This window comes from Desulfuromonas acetexigens (genome assembly GCF_900111775.1).
In the GTDB taxonomy this organism is placed as follows: domain Bacteria; phylum Desulfobacterota; class Desulfuromonadia; order Desulfuromonadales; family Trichloromonadaceae; genus Trichloromonas; species Trichloromonas acetexigens.
Window position 1 is genome coordinate 1 of record NZ_FOJJ01000041.1, and the last position, 18,577, is coordinate 18,577.

Here is an 18,577-nt window from a genome sequence, read left to right on the forward strand (position 1 = left end):
TGGGAACTTACGACCCCTGATTACTCAGACGCCGCTCCCTTGAACTACCGGGGTGAACGGACAACTCCCCGGACGGGACTTTAACCCGTTTGATCCACAGTTGTTACTGCGTACGGTCGCGTCTTGCGCCGCGACAAACACACACTCATTTCATCGGGTATCCCCCGCTCTCGCCTCCCCTTCGCATAATCCCCCGAAGCGCCGCCGCGCCATCAAGACCGTCGACACCTCTTCCCGCGGGTGCTATCATCCTTGGCCGATTCGATTTCCTCCCGGAGGTCCGCCCCGTGTCCAACATCGATCCCGCCACCGAAAAACTTCTGTCATCCTTCCGCAAGCGCCCCCCCGCGGAACAGCAGCTCGCGCAGATGCTGGCCTTTTTCCTGGCGCCGGTAGCCCGTAGCAACCTCGCCGCATGCCTGACCCGGGCCGGGGTTCGGCACGACACGGGGCGCGCCATTTATGGTCCCAGCCTTCTGCCGCTCTTGCAAAACCTGAAAAAAGCCTGGCTGGTTACTGAGGTTCAGGGGGGATTTCTGCTGCGCCAGGAATTGCGGCATCCCCTGCTGCGCGAACTGGACCGGCAAGGGAAGCTCCCCGCCTTCGCCGAGGCGGTCAAGTTAAGCATCCGCAACATTTACTACAACAGCCTGGAGCATTGCCTTCAGGATCTGCAACGGGCGATCTATCTGCGCGATCTGTCGGAAGTTTCGCGGATTCTGGATTTTTACCACTCGCGCTTCGACGGTTCTCCCTATGGTCTGCTCTTCGACCGGGCGATGGACGGTGACTGGTTCAAGTCCCTCCCCCCCAACCTCTGGGCCACCATTCTGGTCGACCTGACCATGCGGGATTTCCTGCGACTGGCTCCGTCGGACGCGTTTAACATCCTCGACGCCTGTGTCGGCGACAATCCGGAAGCGCCGCTCGACGCGAAATACCATGTGGTTTTCTATAGGATCATGCGCGGCCGACTGAAAGAGGCGGAAGCGACCATCGCGCAACTGCGCTTAGAGCCCTTTACCGAACTGGCCGGGATCATCGCCCTGGCGCGGGGGCAGGTCGAGGAAGCGGTTCGCCTTTTCGAACAGGGCCTAGCGCACATCAAAAAGGAAACGGGCAAGCGCAAGGTCTTTTTCCACGGAATGCTCGGCATCTTTCACCAACTGGCGCTGCTTCGCGCCGGTCTCCCGGAGCATCTGAAGAATGCCGTCCAGTTGGCCGCCCTCGGCCTGAAACAGGATAAGGGAAACGTGCGCTTTCTCCTCGACCTGTTGAGCCACTTAGCGGAGGCGAAACAGGGGAGCAATCGCTGTGCGACGGTACTGAAGGATTTTCTGCGCCGGGAGGACAAGCTAAAACCCTTCGAACATCTCATCCGCTGCCTGGTCGCCTTTGAACTCAAGGCCGACCTGATTCCCCCTCATTGCAAGGCGCTGGCCCAGGTCGCGGAAGCCGCCCATGCCTCGGGATTTCTCTGGCTGGGGGGCGAAGCGCTGCGGCTGCTCGAAGCCTTCGAGCCGAAAGCGAAGGTTCGACCCGAGTGGGCGACGAAACTTTTCGCCGAGGAAGGGATCGCCGGTCTGACCGGAGGCGGGACGGGCGAACAGAACTGGCAGCGCTCCCTCAAGGCGCTGTTGGCTCTGGGCTCCGGCGCGACCGCCGCCGGGACATCCCCGACCGTCGCCGCCAAGACCTCGCGGCTGATCTGGCTGCTCCAGGGGAACAACCGCCAGATCGCCATCCAGCCCATCGAGCAGAAACTGGGGGCGCGGGGCTGGAGTAAGGGGCGCAACGTCGCCCTGAAACGACTGGCGGAAGAGAGCGCGAGTCTCGACTTTCTGACCCCCCAGGACCACAAGGCCATCGCCTGCATCCGCAAGGAACGAGCCTATAACTACGGCTATTATGCCCAGATGGTCTACGAGTTCGACGTTGCCAAGACCCTGCGCGCCCTGATCGATCACCCGCTGGTTTTCAACGCCGGCCACGAAGATGAGCCGCTGACCCTGGCCAAAGGGGAGTTCACCCTGGAAGTGCTGCGCGTCAAGGGAAAACTGAATGTGCGCCTGACGCCCCTGCCCGAGCCTTCGGTCAATTTCTTCTGGTACTGGGAGGGTTCGACCCGCTTGCTGCTCTTCGAGCCGACGGCGGAACAGCGCCGCATCGCCGCCATTCTCGGCGAGAAGCTGACCGTGCCCGAAGCGGGGGAAAAGGAGCTGCTCGCCGCCATCACCGCCGTTTCACCCCATGTGCTGGTCCACTCCGATCTGGCCGGGGAGAATCTCGCCGCGGAAAGCGTGGCTGCCGATGGCCGCCTGCATCTGCTGCTGCGCCCGTCGGGGGCGGGGATCAGCGTCGAGGCGCGGATTTTCCCCTTCGGCGAGCACGGCCCCCGCTTTCTCCCCGGCCAGGGGGGCGCCGTGGTGATCGCCGAAATCGAGGGGAAAAAGCGGCAATGCCGGCGGGATCAGATTCTGGAACGGCGGCGCCAAGAAACGCTGCTGCAAAGTTGGAGCGGCTTCGAGTTCCATGAAAACCACGACGGATTCTGGCGGCTGGAAGAGCCGCAAGAGGCGCTGGAACTGCTCGAAGCGCTGCACGAGATCCTGCGCGTCGAACCCGAGGTCTATGTCCTGCGCTGGCCGGAAGGGGAAAAGCTCAGGCTGCGCGGCACGGCTTCGTGGGAACGGCTGAAGCTGGCGGTGCGCTCGGGCAAGGACTGGTTCTCGCTGGAGGGGGAAGTCACCCTCGACGCGGATCAGGTGCTGTCGCTGCAACGGTTGCTGGAACTGGCAGAGCAGGAAAAAGGCCGCTTCATCCAACTGGCCGACGGCGAATTCGTCGCCCTCACCGAGGAGTTCCGCCGCCGGCTGGACGAACTGCGGCGGGTGGTGGACCGGCACGGCAAGGAGCCCCGTTTCCATCCCTTGGCGGCAACCCTGGTGAACGAGACGCTGGGCGGCGCCGGCGGCATCAAAGGGGATAAATCCTGGAAAGCGGCGCTGAAACGGTTCCGCGCGGCCGAAGCCTTGCAACCGGCGGTGCCCGCCACCTTGCGCGCCGAGCTGCGCGACTACCAGCAGGAAGGCTTCGAATGGCTCAGCCGCCTGGCCCATTGGGGGGTCGGCGCCTGTCTCGCCGACGACATGGGCCTGGGCAAGACCGTGCAGGCGCTGGCGCTGCTCATCGACCGCGCCCCAGCGGGACCGGCGCTGGTGCTGGCCCCGACCTCGGTCTGTCTCAACTGGGAAAGCGAGGCCCGCCGGTTCGCGCCGACCTTGCGGCCGCGCCTGTTCGGCGGCGGCGACCGGCAAGCTTTCGTCGAATCGCTGCAACCTTTCGATCTGGCGATTTGCAGCTACACCCTGTTTCAGCAGGAAGCCGAACGGCTAACCGGCGTCCGCTGGGAAACGGTGGTACTCGACGAAGCCCAGGCGATCAAGAATATGACCACCAAGCGCTCCCAGGCGGCGATGCAGCTCAACGCCGGGTTCCGCATCGCCACCACCGGCACCCCGGTGGAAAACCGCCTGGACGAACTCTGGAATCTCTTCCGCTTTCTCAATCCCGGCCTGCTCGGCTCGCACCAATCCTTCACCACCCGCTTCGCCAACCCCATCGAACGGGAACGGGACAAGGGGGCCCGGACCCTGCTGAAAAAACTCATCCGCCCCTTCATCCTGCGGCGCACCAAGAGCCAGGTGCTGGAGGAGTTGCCTCCGCGCACCGAAATTGTCCAGCGGGTGGAACTTTCCTCGGAAGAAGCGGCCTTTTACGAAGCGCTGCGGCGCAAGGCCCTAGAGAGCCTGGGCGAGGCTGGAGAGCAGGCCCCCGGCGAACGGCAGATCCGCATTCTCGCCGAAATCATGCGCCTGCGCCGGGCCTGCTGTCATCCGCGCTTGGTGCTGCCGGAGAGCACCCTGTCCAGCGCCAAACTCGCGGCCTTCCGGGAGATTGTCGACGAACTGCGGGCCAACGGCCACCGGGCGCTGGTCTTCAGCCAGTTTGTCTCTCATCTCGATCTGTTGCGCGAGGAACTGGATAAGGACGGCATCGTCTACCAGTATCTCGACGGCTCCACCCCGGCCAAGGAACGCCAAGCCCAGGTCGCCGCCTTTCAGGCCGGCCGGGGCGAGCTCTTTCTCATCAGCCTCAAAGCCGGTGGCGTCGGCCTCAACCTCACCGCCGCCGACTACGTCATCCACATGGACCCCTGGTGGAACCCGGCGGTGGAAGATCAGGCCTCCGACCGCGCCCACCGCATCGGCCAGCTCCGCCCGGTCACGGTCTATCGCCTGGTCGCGGCCAACACCATCGAAGAAAAGATCGTCGCCCTCCACGGCCAAAAACGCGAACTGGCCGACTCCCTGCTCGAAGGAACGGAAACGGCCCTGCGCGTTTCGGCGGAGGATCTGCTGGAGTTGTTGCGGGAGGGGGTAGAAAAATAGAGATCGCATCAGCGACCGGTTGGAACCGGTCACCGCACGCATAGAAGAGGAGATTTCTCGCTATGACCTACGAAACCCTTGAAGAGGCCTTCCTTTTTGTCAGCGCGGCACCGCACAGCGAAAACAGCGCGGTGATCAACCGTAAAACGGGGGAATTGTTCTTTGCTTCGGAGGAGATGACAGATCTTGACGAACTGCCTGAGGATGCGGACGAGAACGATGACTACATCTACATCCCCCACCAGAATGACCTCGATTTGGGCAAGCCGGTGGTGATGGACTTCGTTCGCAACCGCTGCCCGAATCTGATCGACAGGGTGCAGGCGATCTTCCGGCGTAAAGGGGCTTACGGCCGGTTCAGGGATCTGCTGATGGAGAAGAATCTGCTGGACGATTGGTACACATTCGAGCAGCAGCGAATCCGCGAGGCGTTGCTCCAATGGTGCGAAGAAAACAAAATCGTGCTCGATTGACGGTGAAAGGCAACCAGAAGTCGGGTCGGACAGATGGGGGGTTCGCGCCTTAGCTCCCCTCTCCACCATATCCAACCTCCTTGCCATGCCGGATGGCGACGATGCGGCTCACGCCTTGATACCTTGACCTCCCTCGCCGATCCATGTAGAGTTTCCGCCGTTCGGTTGTTTTTCATCCCTCTCGATTTCAATCCCGGATGCCCATGCCGCCACTGCTCGACGTTCGCAATCTGATGACTTATTTCTTCACCGCCGGCGGTTTGGTCAAGGCCGTGCGCGGGGTCGATTTCACCATCGAGACCGGGGAGACCTTGGCGCTGGTGGGGGAGTCGGGATGCGGCAAGTCGATGACCGCCCTGTCGTTACTGCGACTGGTGCCGGAGCCGGGGCGGATTGTGGAGGGGCAGATTTTCTTCGCCGGCAACGATCTGCTGCACGTCCCCGACGAGGAGATGCGCCGGGTGCGCGGCAATCAGATCGCCATGATCTTTCAGGAGCCGATGACCTCGCTCAACCCGGTGCTGCGCATCGGCGAGCAGATCGCCGAGGTGCTTCGTCTGCATAAGGGGCAATCCCCCGCCGAGGCGCTGGAGACCGCCGCCGACCTGCTGCATCAGGTGGGCATCCCTTCACCGAAACAGCGCCTCCGCGAATATCCCCATCAGCTTTCCGGCGGCATGCGCCAGCGGGTGGTGATCGCCATGGCGCTGGCATGCGACCCGCGCCTGCTCATCGCCGACGAGCCAACCACCGCCCTCGACGTCACCATCCAAGCGCAAATCATGGATCTGCTGCGACAGCTCAAGAGCGAACGGGAGATGGCGACCCTGCTCATCACCCACGATCTCGGGGTGGTGGCGGAAAACGCCGACCGGGTGGCGATCATGTACAACGGGCTGATTCTCGAATACGCCCCGGTGCGGGCCATCTTCAACGATCCCCACCATCCCTACACCAGCGGCCTGCTCGCCTGCATCCCCAAGCTCGGCGAGAAGCGCCGCCGGCTGACCACCGTCAACAATCAGGGCGGCGGCGGCAACGGCGCCCTTTCTTTTCTCGACCGCTGCCCGCCGGAGTATGCGCCGCGCCAGGGGCATCTGCCCCGGTTGCGGGAAACGTCGCCGGGGCACCTGGTCCGCTGCTGGGAGGACTGACATGGAACCTCTGCTCGAAGTCCGCAATCTCAGCAAGGCTTTTCGTTCAGGCGGCGGGCTGCCCGGCGCGCCGTCACGCCGATTGCAGGCGGTCGACCGGGTTTCCTTTACCCTGTTCAAGGGGGAGACATTGGGATTGGTGGGGGAATCGGGCTGCGGCAAGTCGACCGCCGGGCGGCTGATTCTGCGCCTGCTGGAGGCCGATGAAGGACAGGTGCTCTTTCGCGGGCAGGATCTGCTGAAGCTCTCCCCCGGCCGGATGCGCCCCCTGCGCCGGGATTTGCAGATGATCTTCCAGGACCCCTACTCTTCCCTGAATCCGCGCATGAAGGTCGGCGACATCGTCGGCGAGCCGCTACGTATTCACGGTCTGGCCAAGGGCCGCAAACTGCGGGAAGACGTGACCGCCCTGCTCGAGCGGGTCGGGCTGGGGGCCGAGCATTACGACCGTTACCCCCACGAGTTTTCCGGCGGTCAGCGCCAGCGCGTCGGCATCGCCCGCGCCCTGGCCGTGCGCCCGAGCCTGATCATCGCCGACGAGCCGGTGTCGGCCCTCGATCTGTCGATTCAGGCCCAGGTGGTCAACCTGCTGCAGGACCTGCAACAGGAGTTCGGTCTGACCTACCTCTTTATTGCCCACGACCTCTCGGTCATCGAGCACATCAGCGACCGGGTGGCGGTCATGTATCTCGGCCGCATCGTCGAACTCGCCCCGGCCGAGGCCCTCTATCACGCCCCCCGACATCCCTACAGCGAGGCGCTGCTCAACGCCGTGCCGGTCCCCGATCCCGACCGTCCGCGCAACCGCCCCTTCGTCAAAGGGGAAGTCCCCTCGGCCTTCGACCCGCCCCCCGGCTGCCACTTCCACCCCCGCTGTCCCTACGCCCAGGAGATCTGCGGCCGCGAGCGCCCGGCCTTCGTCGACCAGGGCAACGGCCATTTCGCCGCCTGCCATTTCAGCGATCAGGTCGGCAAATTCCGGACGTTCTGAGATCCGATTAGAACAAATCTCGGGCGCAACGCAATGATGCGGTTCCTTTCGTCACCGCATCCTACGGGCTGATCAAAAATGCCCGGATGCAAGGCGCGCGAAATTAGAGGAGCGAGTCGTACCCATAGGTACGTCGCAACGACGAGGATGAGGGAAAACGCCGCGGACGGGCGTTTTCATCAGCCCTGCTCATGTTTATGGGTGTAGCGGATGACATGGACCTTTTCCAGGGTAATCATGCCGCTACCGACCATCTCGTCGATTTTGGGCATGACGGCGTCGATCTTTTCCTGGGAATCGACGACTTCGATCACCAGCGGGAGATCGGCGGAGAGGTCGAGGAATTTCTGGGTGTGGAAGACCCGATGAGCACCGAAGCCGCAGACGCCGCGCAGCACCGTCGCCCCGGCGAAGCCCTCTTTCAAAAAGAGGTCCGTGAGCGCCTCGTACAAGGGCCGATGGCCGTGGCGCTTGGCTTCGCCGATGAAGATGCGCATCAGAACTTTTTCGCCGACAAACTTGGACATGGGAGCCTCCCTAGGATAGTTGCCGGGCCAGGGCGATACCGAGCCAGGTGCAGATCAGACAGACCGTCACGCTCGCCAGGATATTGCCGAAGGCGGTGAAAAACTGGCCGTCTTCCAGCAACTTGAAGGTCTCGAAGCTGAAGGTCGAAAAGGTGGTCAATCCGCCCATGAAACCGATGGTCAGCCCGACCCGCAGCGCCTGCGGCAAGAGGGTGCTTTTCAGGCTGAACTCCATCAACAGACCGATGAGAAAAGCGCCGATGACGTTGACCACGAAGGTGCCGTAGGGAAAGCCCCGGCCCAGCAGGTTGTAGACCCAGCCCGACAGATAGTAGCGGGCGAGACAGCCCAGCGCCCCGCACCCCGCGATGAAAAAGGCGGTGGTCATGGAAATGCCTCCTTTGGTGATAAAAAAACTCCGGCCTTCGGGATGAAAACAGGAGTCATCAGCTTGTCGCCAAACGCTTTCGGCGAACGCCATCGCCTGCGAACGTGTTTTTCACTTACTCCCGAACCGGCGTGATGTCAAGGCTTTATCAGCTCACCCGCGCCCCGTACCCAGGCCGACGCCCATGAACAAAACCGCGCTGCTGCAACAGATCATCGCCCGCCTTGCCCACGACCTGGAACTGCTGCTCGCCGCCGCCAAGTCCGCTCACGCCGCCGCGACCCACGCGGAGAATATTCCCGACAACAAGTACGCCACCCTCGCCCTGGAAGCCTCTTACCTCGCCCAGGGGCAGGCCAACCGAGCAAGCGAAATCCGTCGAGCGCTGGATGCGTTCAAGCAGCTCAACGGCCGACCGAGCGCGGACGGAACCGTTCGCCTCGGCGCACTGGTGGTGTTGGAGGACGAGGAAGGCGCGACCAAAGTCTTTTTCATCGGGCCCGTGGAGGGAGGCCTGAAAATCACCCACGAGGAGCGGGAGGTGCTGGTCATCACCCCGGCCTCCCCCTTGGGCCGAGAGCTACTCGGCAAAACCATCGGCGAGGGGGTGAAGTCGGGGAGCTCGGAGTATGAAATCCTCAGGATTGTTTGAAGGCTCCTACATCTCCTTCGGTACCCGGAAGCGGAAACCTTCGAAGGTGAAGATCAGCTCGCGCGGGGCGATCTCTTCGAGGCGCAGGCCGACGTCGAGATAGCTCCCTTCGCGGAGGATGCGGTTGTTGATCCGCACCAGACGGGAAGCCGGGACGGCGGAGTAGGCGTAAACGGAAATCGTCATCTCCGGCACACGGGTGCGAACATCTCCAGGGAGATCCTCCAATTCCAGCACCGGCGGCGGGCCGACCTCGATGGGTTGCGGCGGCGAAACCGGTTCCGGAACCGGCGCGACCACCGGAGCTTCCGGACGGCTCTCCACGGGGGGGGGAGGAGGTACCACGACCTGGGCGACCTCGGCTTCCCGCACCGGCACCGTCGCGGGTTCGGGACGCGGAGGCGGAACGGGGGCGGGCGGCGGCGCGACTTCGCGAACAACGGTCGCGGGAGTCGGAGCGGGAACAGGCTCAGGAGCCGGTTGCGGTGAGGCGACCACCGGTTCCGGCGCGACCACAGCCGGAGGCGCGGGAGGCGCGGGGGCAAGCGGCGCGGACTCGGCAATCAGCGCCGGTGCCGCCTCGGTCACGACGGCGGCGACCTGGGGTTCTTCCCGGAAGAAGACATACCAGAGCAGCACCCCGGCGTTGAGCAGCAGCACCGCGATCAGCAGATAGGGCCAGAGAGGCCGGCGTTTTCGGGGGGGCGGCGGACCCTCGCCGTGCACCGTATGCAGATTGGGCACCTCGGCCGTTTCCCGTTTTTTTTCCGATTTTTTCAAGGCATCGAGAATAAAGGACATGCCGCATTACCCCTTCGGTGTTGCGCTGAGCCGGGGCTGGGCGCCGCCGGTGCGGTTGTTGAGACGGATCAGGGTGAGCGGCCCGACCAGCCCGTCGGCATCCAAGCCCTCGCCAGCCTGAAATTCGCGGACCTCGCGATACAGGGCCTCGTCGTAGACCCGCCCGGCGACAGGACGATCCGGCCGCTGATGGAGCAGGTCGAGGCGCCGCGCCAGCCATTCCACCGTCACCCCCCGGTCGCCGGGAATCAGCGCCCGCCGGTAACCGGGCGGGGGCTGCCAGAGCAACTCGTACTCGCCGAACCAGTGACGCACCAATTCCTCCACCGGCACCGGGTAGTCCTCGGCGCCGGAGCTTAACATAGCGGTCTGCTCGTCGAGGGCAGTCAGCGTCGCGTGGAAGGATTCTCCGCGCGGACCCGTCAACTTGAGCAGCACCGGGCGGTCCAAGGCCCGCAGATCGTTGATACTCCCCCGCAATGACAAATAGGACAGACCCTCATCCCGAGCCAGGACAGCCGGATCGGCCGTTTCATCGGCCGGATAATCCAGCGTCCAGGCCGCGAACAGGGCGTGCAGGGCGGCAGCCTTGCCGGCTTCCAACGCCAGGACATCCAACCAGTTTTCGCGCTCGGCTTCGACAACCGGGGCGGCCGTCTCGGCCGGCTCGGTTGCCGGGGAAGCCTCCGTCTCCACCACCGGCGCGGTTTCCGGGACGACGGGGGGGGCTTGGCGGAAGAGTCCCGCGCCCAGCACTACGCCGCCGCCAACCAGGGCCAGGGCGAGCAGCAGCTTGAGCGGCAGGGCGAAACGGGAACGGCCACCGCCGCCGGAATCGCCCGACAGGACTTCTTCGGCTGCCTGCTCCAGCAGCGCCGGGCGCACCCGGTTTTCTCCCTTGACGTAAGCGCCGAGCAGGGCACGGCTACAGAGCACGTTGATCAGGCGCGGTACGCCGCCAGTCAGACGGTAGATGCGACGCAGACTCGCCGGGGGGAAAATCGGCCGGTCGACTCCGGCGACCGCCATACGGTGACGGATATAATCCCCGACCTCGGGCTGGGACAGCGGCGCCAGATGATAGCGGGCGGTGATGCGTTGCGACAGCTGACGCAATTCGGGGCGTTCGAGCATCTCTTTCAGTTCGGGCTGGCCGAGCATGATGATCTGCAAGAGCTTGTAGGTGTTGGTTTCCAGATTGGTCAGCAGCCGAATCTGCTCCAGCACCTCGACATCGAGATTCTGTGCCTCATCGATGATCACCACGGTGCGCCGCCCCTGGGCATGGACAGCGAGGAGGAAGCCATTGATGGCATCGACCAGCAGCTTGATGCTCGTCGTCCCCGGAGGATAGGGAATGCGCAGTTCGTCGCAGATATTGGCCAGCAGTTCGGCGGCGGTCAGCTTGGGGTTGAGGAGCAGGGCGACTTCCGAGTCTTCCGGCAACTGTTCGAGCAGACAGCGGCAGATGGTGGTCTTGCCGGTGCCGATATCCCCGGTCAGAAGGACAAAGCCCCCTTCGCTCTTCATCCCGTAGAGCAGATGGGCCAGGGCCTCCCGGTGCCGCTCGCTCATGAAAAGAAAACGAGGGTCGGGACTTATGGAAAAGGGTTCACTTTTGAAGCCGAAATACTCCAGGTACATAACCAGGCTCCCCGGTGTCCGATCGGATAATGGCACAGTTTGACGGCCGGCGCCGTCTGCGTTGAAAAATCGCTGTTTAATATGATGCTTTCGCAAAAAGCATCTTAGCTGGATGGCTAAGCAAAAAGCGCCAAATGCAAGGCGCGGAATCGGCGAGCAATGAGGCGTACTTACGTACGTCGAAGCAGCGAGCCGGTTGCAGCAACGCAGCAGTTGGTGAGTTTTTGCTTAGCCATCATCATATTAAAAGCCCGGCGAATTGCCCAGGCTTTTTTGCTCCACGCCCGGCCCATTTGGTGACAACGGCCCGGAAGTCTTTGCCGTTGACAGAAACGTGCCACCAATGGCACAATTGGCCCAGTTTTGCCCGCCTATTTAATTTCGCGCCGGAGTTTGCCCCATGGGTCCCATCCAAACCGTCGAAGAACGCTGCCGCAAGTGTTATTCCTGCGTGCGCAACTGCCCCGTGAAGGCGATCAAGGTCAAGGAGAACTGGGCCGAGGTCATCCACGAACGCTGCATCGGCTGCGGTAAGTGCGTGAAGGTCTGCGCCCAGCAGGCGAAGATCGTCACCGAAAGCACCGGCAAAATCCTGCGCATGCTCGACGGCGAACAGCCGGTGGTGGCGGTACTCGGCTGCTCCTTCCCCGCCTTTTTCCACGATATCCGCCCCGGGCAACTGGTTTCCGGCCTCAAGCGCCTCGGTTTCGAGGAGGTGCACGAAGGCTCTTTTGGCGTGGAACTGCTGGTCGATACCTATCGCCGACTGATCGACACCCCGGCGGATTTTCCCCGCATCACCACCCATTGCCCGACCATCGTCGATCTCATCGAGCGCCACTATCCCCACCTGCTGAAAAACCTCATGCCAGTGGTCTCGCCGATGGTCGCCATCGGTCGTTTCATCAAGGAGCGCAAGGGGGCGAAGACCAAGGTCGTCTATCTCAGCTCGTGCATCGCCGGCAAGTTCGAAATCGAAGCAGAGCCGGTAGCCGACGCCGTCGATATGGTGCTGACCTACCAGGAACTGGCCAAGCTATTCCGCGCCGGCTCCATCGACCTCCCCCGCCTGCCGGAAACCCCTTTCGATGGCGTTCCCCCTGAGCGGGGACGGCTCTTCGCCGTGACCGGTGGGCCTTTCCAGGCCTTCGGCATCGAGGCCGACTTCTTCAATCCCGACTTCCTCGCCACCGAGGGGCAAGAAAATGTCCTGGAAATCATCCGTGACCTGGCGGCGGGACGCATCACCCCGCGCATGGTCGATCTGCGCTTCTGCACCGGCGGCTGCGTCGGTGGACCGGGCAAGAGCAACCGCCTGACCCCCTTTTCCAAGCGCAACCTGATCCACAAGTACTACCAGAACCCGCAGGCCCCCTACGCCACCGCCGCCTATTATCAGGCCCCCGGTCCGATTCCGCGTCTCGACCGCCGCTTCAGCAACAAGTATCACCGTCTGGACACGCCGAGCGGCCAGAGCATCCGCCAGATTCTCCAGTCGACCAACAAGTTCGTCGAGCAGGACGAACTGAACTGCGGCGCCTGCGGCTACGACACCTGCCGGGAGCACGCGGTGGCGGTCTACCAGGGGCTGGCGGAGAACGACATGTGCCTCCCCTACTCCCTCAAACGGCTGGAGGAGGACCACGTCAAGCTGGCGCAGAAATACGAACTGGCCCAACGCGCCCTGCAGCAGGAGTACGGTGATACGGCGATCATCGGCCGCGACGGCAGCACCCTGGAGGTGCTCAATCTCATCACCCAGGTCGGCCCGACCCCAACCACCGTCCTCATTCGCGGCGAGAGCGGCACCGGCAAGGAGCTCACCGCCCGCGCCATCCACCAGAAGAGTCAACGATCCGACAAGCCGCTGGTCTCCGTCAATTGCACGACACTGACCGACAGCCTGCTCGAAAGCGAGCTCTTCGGCCATAAAAAGGGCGCCTTCACCGGCGCCGTCGGGGACAAAAAGGGGCTGTTCGAGGCGGCCAACGGCGGCACCATCTTCCTCGATGAAATCGGCGACATCACCCCCAAGTTGCAGGCGGAACTGCTGCGGGTGCTCGACATCGGTGAAATCAAGCCGGTGGGCGGAACGACACCAATCAAGGTCGACGTGCGCCTGATCGCCGCCACCAACAAGAACCTGGAAGAAGGCGTAAAGGAAGGCTGGTTTCGCGAAGATCTCTTTTACCGCCTCAACGTCTTCACCATCACCATGCCGCCCTTGCGCAACCGCATGGAATCCTTGCGGGAACTGGTGCATGTCTTTCTCGATCGGGCGAGCAAGCGGGTCAACAAGACCCTGGTCGGGATCGACGAGCGGGCCATCGCCTCCATGCTCCGCTACCCCTGGCCGGGGAACATCCGCGAGTTGCAGAACATCATCGAGCGGGCCGCGGTCCTCACCCAGGACAGCATCATCCGCCTGGAAAATCTGCCGGTAGTCTTCAGTCAGCTCATGCCCGAATCGGCCGATGGAACAAGCACCCCCGCCGACAACGGTTTCCGCTCCCAGCGGGAGAAACATCTCAACCAGGTGGAGAAGAACCTGATCAAACGCTACCTGGAGGAAACCGGCGGCAATGTCTCGCTGGCAGCGCGCAAGGCCGGCATTCCCCGCCGCACCTTCTACCGGATGCTTACGCGCTATGACCTGCAGGGCGCGGAATTTCGCGGCAAAAAACCGACACATCCCACCCCGTGAGTCAAAATTGACACAAAGACTGTCAAGCTGAGCCACATCTGGCGCACTATTTTAAGATATCCGCTATTTTTCACCATAAACTATTTTAAGAGCCCTCAAATATTGAAGTTTTTTTGTTCAGAAATCCGCGCCAAAAGGGATTAAACCGCTGAAAAACAGGAACAAACCACAGAGAGAGAAAAAATGGCACGCGCTTTGCTTATTCATAAAGTCATTGACGGGGATACAGATCCTTCACATAAGGAAAACTGCCCACCCCTTTGCGCCGACCGGGACCTCTCTCCCCCGTTCGGCGCTTTTTTATTCCCCCTTCCATGAAAATTTCGTTATTATTTTCCCATCGTCAATCCCACCTCACAATTTTTACCCTTAAAGGTTGAAGACCATGGGCACAGGCAACGACCGACTGGGCGTCACCATCTTGGAAGATATCAGCACCCTGATCCTCCAGTCCCACGATCTCGATGAAACCTTGCGTAATATCGTTACCCTGGTGGCTCGCCGCATGGGGACGGAGGTCTGCTCCATCTACCTGCTCGACGAGGATCGGGAAACCCTGCGCCTCTGTGCCAGTATCGGCCTCTCCCCCGAGGCGGTGGGCAAGGTCAGCCTGAAAATCGGCGAGGGGCTCACCGGCCTCGCCGCCGAAGAGGGGCAAGTGGTAGCGATCCTGGAGCCGAAGACCCACCCCCGCTACCGTTACTTCAAAGAGACGGGCGAGGAACGCTATCATTCCTTTCTCGGCATCCCCCTCTTCGACCGCAAAATCCCCATCGGGGTGCTGACGATCCAGACCGTTGCCCCCCGCCAGTTCAGCGCCGACGATATCAGCACCCTCTCGACCATCGCTTTCCAGGTTTCTTCCATCGTCATCAACGCCCGCCTGCTCGACTCCATCCGCAAGAAGGAAGAGGAAAAGAGCGCCTTTGCCCGAGAGCTGGAAAAGACCCGTCAGAGCCTGATTGACAAGGAGCGACCTGCGGCCGGACAGACCAACGGCGCCCTGCGTGGCACGGTGGCCTGCCCCGGCCTGGCCTCGGGCGTAGCCTATGTGCTCGACGACAACCTGGGCTTTCCCGAAACGCTGGAAGATGAACCGGTCGAGGTCGCCTCAGAGTTGCAACAACTCGAACTGACCCTGGAAAAGACCCGCATCCAGACGCTCTTCCTGGAGAAACGGGTGACCGAACGGCTTTCCCAGAGCGACGCGGCGATCTTTCACACCCATTTGATGTTTCTCGAGGATCGCAGCTTTCTCGAAAAACTCCGTCGGGAAATCCACGCCGGGCACAGCGTCGCCTTCGCCCTGAAAAAGGTCGTCGGTGAATACCTCGAAGCCTTCGAACGCATGGAAGACCCCTACCTGCGGGAACGGGCGGCCGACATCAAGGACATCGGCCGCCGCCTGCTGGCCAACCTCGGCGACACTCTGCACAATCCCCTGCAGCTCAAGCATCCCGGCATTCTCGTCGCCCGCGAGATCCTCCCCTCGGACATGGCCACCCTCGACCACGAGCACATCCGCGGGATCGTCACCGAAACCGGGGAACGCAACTCTCACGCGGTGATCATGGCCAAGGCCCTAGGCATCCCCGCCCTCGTCGGAGTCAAGGCGGCGGTGCGCTCGACCCCGCCGGAAACCCAGGTCATCCTCGACGCCAATTCCGGCTGCTTCTACGTCAACCCGGCGCCCCACGTCACCGAGGAATACCGGCGACTGCAGGCGGACGCCAGTCGCGAACTGCACCGGCTGGAAGAGTTCCGCGATCTGCCGGCGGCCACCCGGGACGGGGAAAAGGTCATCCTGCGTGCCAACATCGGGTTGATCAGCGACGTCAACATCGCCCTGCGCAACGGCGCCGAGGGGGTCGGCCTCTACCGCACCGAATTCCCCTACATGACCCGGGGGAGCTTTCCCGATCGCGACGATCAGTACCAGCTCTACCGCAAGGTGGTGGAGAACTTCCCCGACTATCCCGTTACCATCCGCACTCTCGATATCGGTGGCGACAAGGGCCTCCCCTACTTCAGCCCCCCCCGGGAGGACAACCCCTTCATGGGCTGGCGCTCGGTGCGGGTCTCCCTGGACAACCGCGACATTTTCCGCACCCAGATCGAAGCGATCCTCATGGCCGGCGCGCACGGCCCGGTGAAGTTGCTCTTCCCGATGATCTCGGGGATGGAGGAAGTCCATGCCTGCCGGGAGGTGATCGAAGAGGCGCGGGCCAACCTGCGCCGGGAAGGAACGCCCTTCGCCTCCCATGTCCCCACCGGGATCATGATCGAAGTGCCTTCCGCCGTGCAGATGGCCGAACAACTGGCGCGGGAGGTTGACTTCTTCGCCCTGGGGACCAACGACCTGATTCAGTACATGCTCGCCGCCGACCGCAACAACCCCCTGGTCAACAAATATTACGACCCGCTCCATCCGGCCGTGCTGCACGCACTCGCCCAGGTGACCGACGTCGCCCGGCGACAGGGTATAGGCCTGTGCCTGTGTGGCGAAATGGCCTCCGATCCAATGAACTTCCTCGTCCTCTACGGCCTGGGCATGCGCGAGTTCTCCATGCCCGCCCCCTTCATCCCGCGCATCAAGGCCTTCCTCCGCGACCTCGATTCCGCCGTCGCGATCAAGGCTGCCCGCGATGTCCTGACCCTGAGCGAAAGCGCCAAAATCCGCGCCTATCTGATCGAAGTGCTGAAGGAGATCGAACAGCTGGACTGATTCCGAAAAGAACCGGAAACACACAAAAAGGGCAGCCTCTGACGGCTGCCCTTTTTGTGTGTTTGTTGCAATGGAGGGAATCGGTTATCCCTGTTCGAGAACCTCGGCCACCAGTTCGGCCACATCCTTCACCTGGACATTCTCGGCCTTCTCATCCTTGAGGCCGTCAACGAGCATGGTCATGCAGTAAGGGCAGCTGACACAGAGGGTATCGGGGGCGACGGTCAGCGCTTCCTTGACCCGCTCGCGATTGATGCGTTCGCCGGTGTGTTCCTCCATCCACATGCGTCCGCCGCCGGCGCCACAGCAGAAAGAGTTTTCCCGCTTGCGCTCGAATTCCGCCGGGGGGAAGCCGGTAGCCGCTTCGATGAGTTGCCGGGGAGCCTGATAGGTGTCGTTGTGCCGGCCCAGGTAGCAGGAATCATGGAAGATGGTACGGCCAAAGTTCATCGGTTTGGGCAGCTTGAGACGACCGTCGGCGATCAGCTGGGCGATCAGCTGGCTGTGGTGGACAACTTCGAGTTCGAGACCGAACTGGCGGTAGTCATTCTTCAGGGCGCTGAAGCAGTGAGGACACTGGGTGATGACTTTTTTCACCCCCCGGGCTTGCAGCAGCTCGACGTTTTTCAGGGCCATGCGCTCGAAGACAAACTCGTTGCCGAGGCGGCGGACGCTGTCGCCGCAGCAAAGTTCATCCTTGCCGAGAATACCCCAGGAGACCCCAGCGGCGTTGAGGATGGTCGCCACCGCCACGGTCACATGCTTGTTACGGGTATCGAAGGCGCCGGCGCATCCGACAAAAAAGAGGTATTCGGTCTTGTCCGCCGCGAACTCCTGGGGATCGAGCAGCGCGGCCCACTTGCCACGCTCGGCCGGGGCCATGCCCCAGGGGTTGCTGCGCTGTTCCATGTTCTCGAAGAGATTGAGAAGCTCGTCGGGGAATTTGGCCTCCATCTGCACCAGATGGCGGCGCATCTTCACCAGCTTCTGGGGGTGCTCGATGAAGACCGGGCAGGCCTCCAGGCAGGCGCCGCAGGTGGTGCAATCCCAGATCGCCTCTTCGCTGCAACTCCCCTCCCCGACCTCGCCGATCAGCGGCAGGCGCGGTTCGCCGCCGCCCTTAAGGGCCGGGCCGTTCTCCAGCAGGTTGACCTTGAGATCGTGCACCACCTGGCGGGGATTGAGTTTTTTACCGGTGTTATGGGCCGGGCAGACATCCTCGCAGCGGCCGCACTCGGTGCAGGCGAAGCCGTCGAAAAGATCCTTCCAGGTCATCCGTGTGGGCCGATCGGCGCCTAGGGGAAGATCAAGGGCGAAGGTTTCGCGGGGCTGGGTGTTGGGCTTTTCCAGGCTGCGGAAGAAACAGTTACCGATGGCGGTGAAAACGTGCAGATGTTTGCTGTAGGGGATCAGATAGTTGAAGAGGATCAGCAGGGCAAGGGCGTGAACCAGCCAGAAAAAGCCGTGGATGCGTTCCAGACCGACTTCGCCGAAACCGGAAAAGGCCTGGGCGAAGGCCGCCGACACCGGCATCCACCCCGCCGCCCGCTCATGGCCGAGGGCCACTTCGGCGCCGCTGATGCCGAAATAGGCGAGCATGTGCACGGCGATGACGGCGACGATGAAATAGCCTTCGAAATTGCGCGCCTCGGGATAGAGGGGGAAGAAAGTGCGATGGATGAGGGCGGCCAACACCGCGCAAAGAGTCAGCAGGCTAAACACGTCGGAGACGAAACGGATGGGGAAGTAGAAGAGCCCCGGCAGTACCGACAGGCGCGCCCCGGGAAAGATGCCGCCGAGCACGAACTCGACATTGACCGCCACCAGCAGCACGCAGGCCCAGAAGAAGATGGCGTGGTTGATGCCGAAGGGGCGGGCCAGCACCCGCTTCTGCCCAAAAACATAGGTGAGAACGCTGCGCAGTCGCTCGTCGACGCGATCGAAGCGGTTCTCGTCACGACCGAGTCGCACCAGTCCGAGTCGCTGATAGAGGCTCCACAGAAAAAAGCCGCCGGAGGCGCCAAAGAGCAGAAGAACGATGAATCCACTGAAGGTCATAGGATTTCC

General features: G+C 62.5%; 12 protein-coding genes and 1 riboswitch. Of the genes, 7 read left to right on the forward strand and 5 right to left on the reverse strand.

The features are described 5' to 3' along the window. Positions 1 to 287: 287 nt before the first annotated feature. The 4 genes from BQ4888_RS16475 to BQ4888_RS16490 all read left to right on the forward strand — a co-directional run bounded on the left by BQ4888_RS16475 (position 288) and on the right by BQ4888_RS16490 (position 7,069). Complete coding sequence (locus tag BQ4888_RS16475) at positions 288 to 4,451, forward strand: DEAD/DEAH box helicase (protein WP_092058675.1); 4,164 nt, start codon at positions 288 to 290, stop codon at positions 4,449 to 4,451. Positions 4,452 to 4,513: 62 nt separating this feature from the next. Further along, positions 4,514 to 4,924: a UPF0158 family protein gene (locus BQ4888_RS16480; RefSeq protein ID WP_092058677.1), complete on the forward strand. Its 411-nt coding sequence runs from the start codon at positions 4,514 to 4,516 to the stop codon at positions 4,922 to 4,924. 203 nt (positions 4,925 to 5,127) lie between these two features. Continuing rightward, complete coding sequence (locus BQ4888_RS16485; RefSeq protein WP_092058679.1) at positions 5,128 to 6,078, forward strand: ABC transporter ATP-binding protein; 951 nt, start codon at positions 5,128 to 5,130, stop codon at positions 6,076 to 6,078. A gap of 1 nt (position 6,079) precedes the next feature. Further along, positions 6,080 to 7,069, forward strand: a complete 990-nt coding sequence (locus tag BQ4888_RS16490) for an ABC transporter ATP-binding protein (RefSeq protein ID WP_092058681.1) — start codon at positions 6,080 to 6,082, stop codon at positions 7,067 to 7,069. A gap of 179 nt (positions 7,070 to 7,248) precedes the next feature. Here the strand turns inward: BQ4888_RS16490 and BQ4888_RS16495 are convergent, their stop codons facing one another. Both BQ4888_RS16495 and crcB read right to left on the reverse strand, forming a co-directional pair. Continuing rightward, positions 7,249 to 7,596, reverse strand: coding sequence for a DUF190 domain-containing protein (locus BQ4888_RS16495; protein ID WP_092058683.1), 348 nt, complete (start codon positions 7,594 to 7,596; stop codon positions 7,249 to 7,251). A 10-nt stretch (positions 7,597 to 7,606) separates the two neighbouring features. Continuing rightward, positions 7,607 to 7,984: a fluoride efflux transporter CrcB gene (crcB, locus tag BQ4888_RS16500; RefSeq protein WP_092058961.1), complete on the reverse strand. Its 378-nt coding sequence runs from the start codon at positions 7,982 to 7,984 to the stop codon at positions 7,607 to 7,609. Between the two features lie 42 nt (positions 7,985 to 8,026). Further along, a riboswitch (Fluoride riboswitch) is annotated at positions 8,027 to 8,090 on the reverse strand. A 78-nt stretch (positions 8,091 to 8,168) separates the two neighbouring features. Between crcB and BQ4888_RS16505 the strand changes: the two genes are divergently transcribed. Beyond that, on the forward strand, positions 8,169 to 8,636 hold the full coding sequence (locus BQ4888_RS16505; protein ID WP_092058685.1) for a GreA/GreB family elongation factor: 468 nt from the start codon (positions 8,169 to 8,171) through the stop codon (positions 8,634 to 8,636). 6 nt (positions 8,637 to 8,642) lie between these two features. On the opposite strand, the gene BQ4888_RS16510 is transcribed toward BQ4888_RS16505, so the two are convergent. Next, positions 8,643 to 9,437: a general secretion pathway protein GspB gene (locus BQ4888_RS16510; RefSeq protein ID WP_092058687.1), complete on the reverse strand. Its 795-nt coding sequence runs from the start codon at positions 9,435 to 9,437 to the stop codon at positions 8,643 to 8,645. Positions 9,438 to 9,443: 6 nt separating this feature from the next. Continuing rightward, the gene (locus BQ4888_RS16515; RefSeq protein ID WP_092058689.1) at positions 9,444 to 11,081 is read right to left on the reverse strand and encodes an ExeA family protein; all 1,638 of its coding nucleotides are present in this window, start codon (positions 11,079 to 11,081) and stop codon (positions 9,444 to 9,446) included. A gap of 400 nt (positions 11,082 to 11,481) precedes the next feature. Between BQ4888_RS16515 and BQ4888_RS16520 the strand changes: the two genes are divergently transcribed. Both BQ4888_RS16520 and ptsP read left to right on the forward strand, forming a co-directional pair. Continuing rightward, on the forward strand, positions 11,482 to 13,785 hold the full coding sequence (locus BQ4888_RS16520) for a sigma 54-interacting transcriptional regulator (RefSeq protein WP_092058691.1): 2,304 nt from the start codon (positions 11,482 to 11,484) through the stop codon (positions 13,783 to 13,785). A gap of 385 nt (positions 13,786 to 14,170) precedes the next feature. Then, the gene (gene ptsP, locus BQ4888_RS16525) at positions 14,171 to 16,510 is read left to right on the forward strand and encodes a phosphoenolpyruvate--protein phosphotransferase (protein ID WP_092058693.1); all 2,340 of its coding nucleotides are present in this window, start codon (positions 14,171 to 14,173) and stop codon (positions 16,508 to 16,510) included. 84 nt (positions 16,511 to 16,594) lie between these two features. Here ptsP and BQ4888_RS16530 read toward each other — a convergent pair whose 3' ends face one another. Further along, the gene (locus BQ4888_RS16530) at positions 16,595 to 18,568 is read right to left on the reverse strand and encodes a (Fe-S)-binding protein (protein WP_092058696.1); all 1,974 of its coding nucleotides are present in this window, start codon (positions 18,566 to 18,568) and stop codon (positions 16,595 to 16,597) included. Positions 18,569 to 18,577: the final 9 nt, after the last annotated feature.

Coding starts and splice junctions, on each gene's coding strand:
- BQ4888_RS16480 (WP_092058677.1), top strand. CDS start 4,514: ATGACCTACGAAACCCTTGAAGAGGCCTTCCTTTTTGTCAGCGCGGCA.
- BQ4888_RS16485 (WP_092058679.1), top strand. CDS start 5,128: ATGCCGCCACTGCTCGACGTTCGCAATCTGATGACTTATTTCTTCACC.
- BQ4888_RS16490 (WP_092058681.1), top strand. CDS start 6,080: ATGGAACCTCTGCTCGAAGTCCGCAATCTCAGCAAGGCTTTTCGTTCA.
- BQ4888_RS16495 (WP_092058683.1), bottom strand. CDS start 7,596: ATGTCCAAGTTTGTCGGCGAAAAAGTTCTGATGCGCATCTTCATCGGC.
- crcB (WP_092058961.1), bottom strand. CDS start 7,984: ATGACCACCGCCTTTTTCATCGCGGGGTGCGGGGCGCTGGGCTGTCTC.
- BQ4888_RS16505 (WP_092058685.1), top strand. CDS start 8,169: ATGAACAAAACCGCGCTGCTGCAACAGATCATCGCCCGCCTTGCCCAC.
- BQ4888_RS16510 (WP_092058687.1), bottom strand. CDS start 9,437: ATGTCCTTTATTCTCGATGCCTTGAAAAAATCGGAAAAAAAACGGGAA.
- BQ4888_RS16515 (WP_092058689.1), bottom strand. CDS start 11,081: ATGTACCTGGAGTATTTCGGCTTCAAAAGTGAACCCTTTTCCATAAGT.
- BQ4888_RS16520 (WP_092058691.1), top strand. CDS start 11,482: ATGGGTCCCATCCAAACCGTCGAAGAACGCTGCCGCAAGTGTTATTCC.
- ptsP (WP_092058693.1), top strand. CDS start 14,171: ATGGGCACAGGCAACGACCGACTGGGCGTCACCATCTTGGAAGATATC.
- BQ4888_RS16530 (WP_092058696.1), bottom strand. CDS start 18,568: ATGACCTTCAGTGGATTCATCGTTCTTCTGCTCTTTGGCGCCTCCGGC.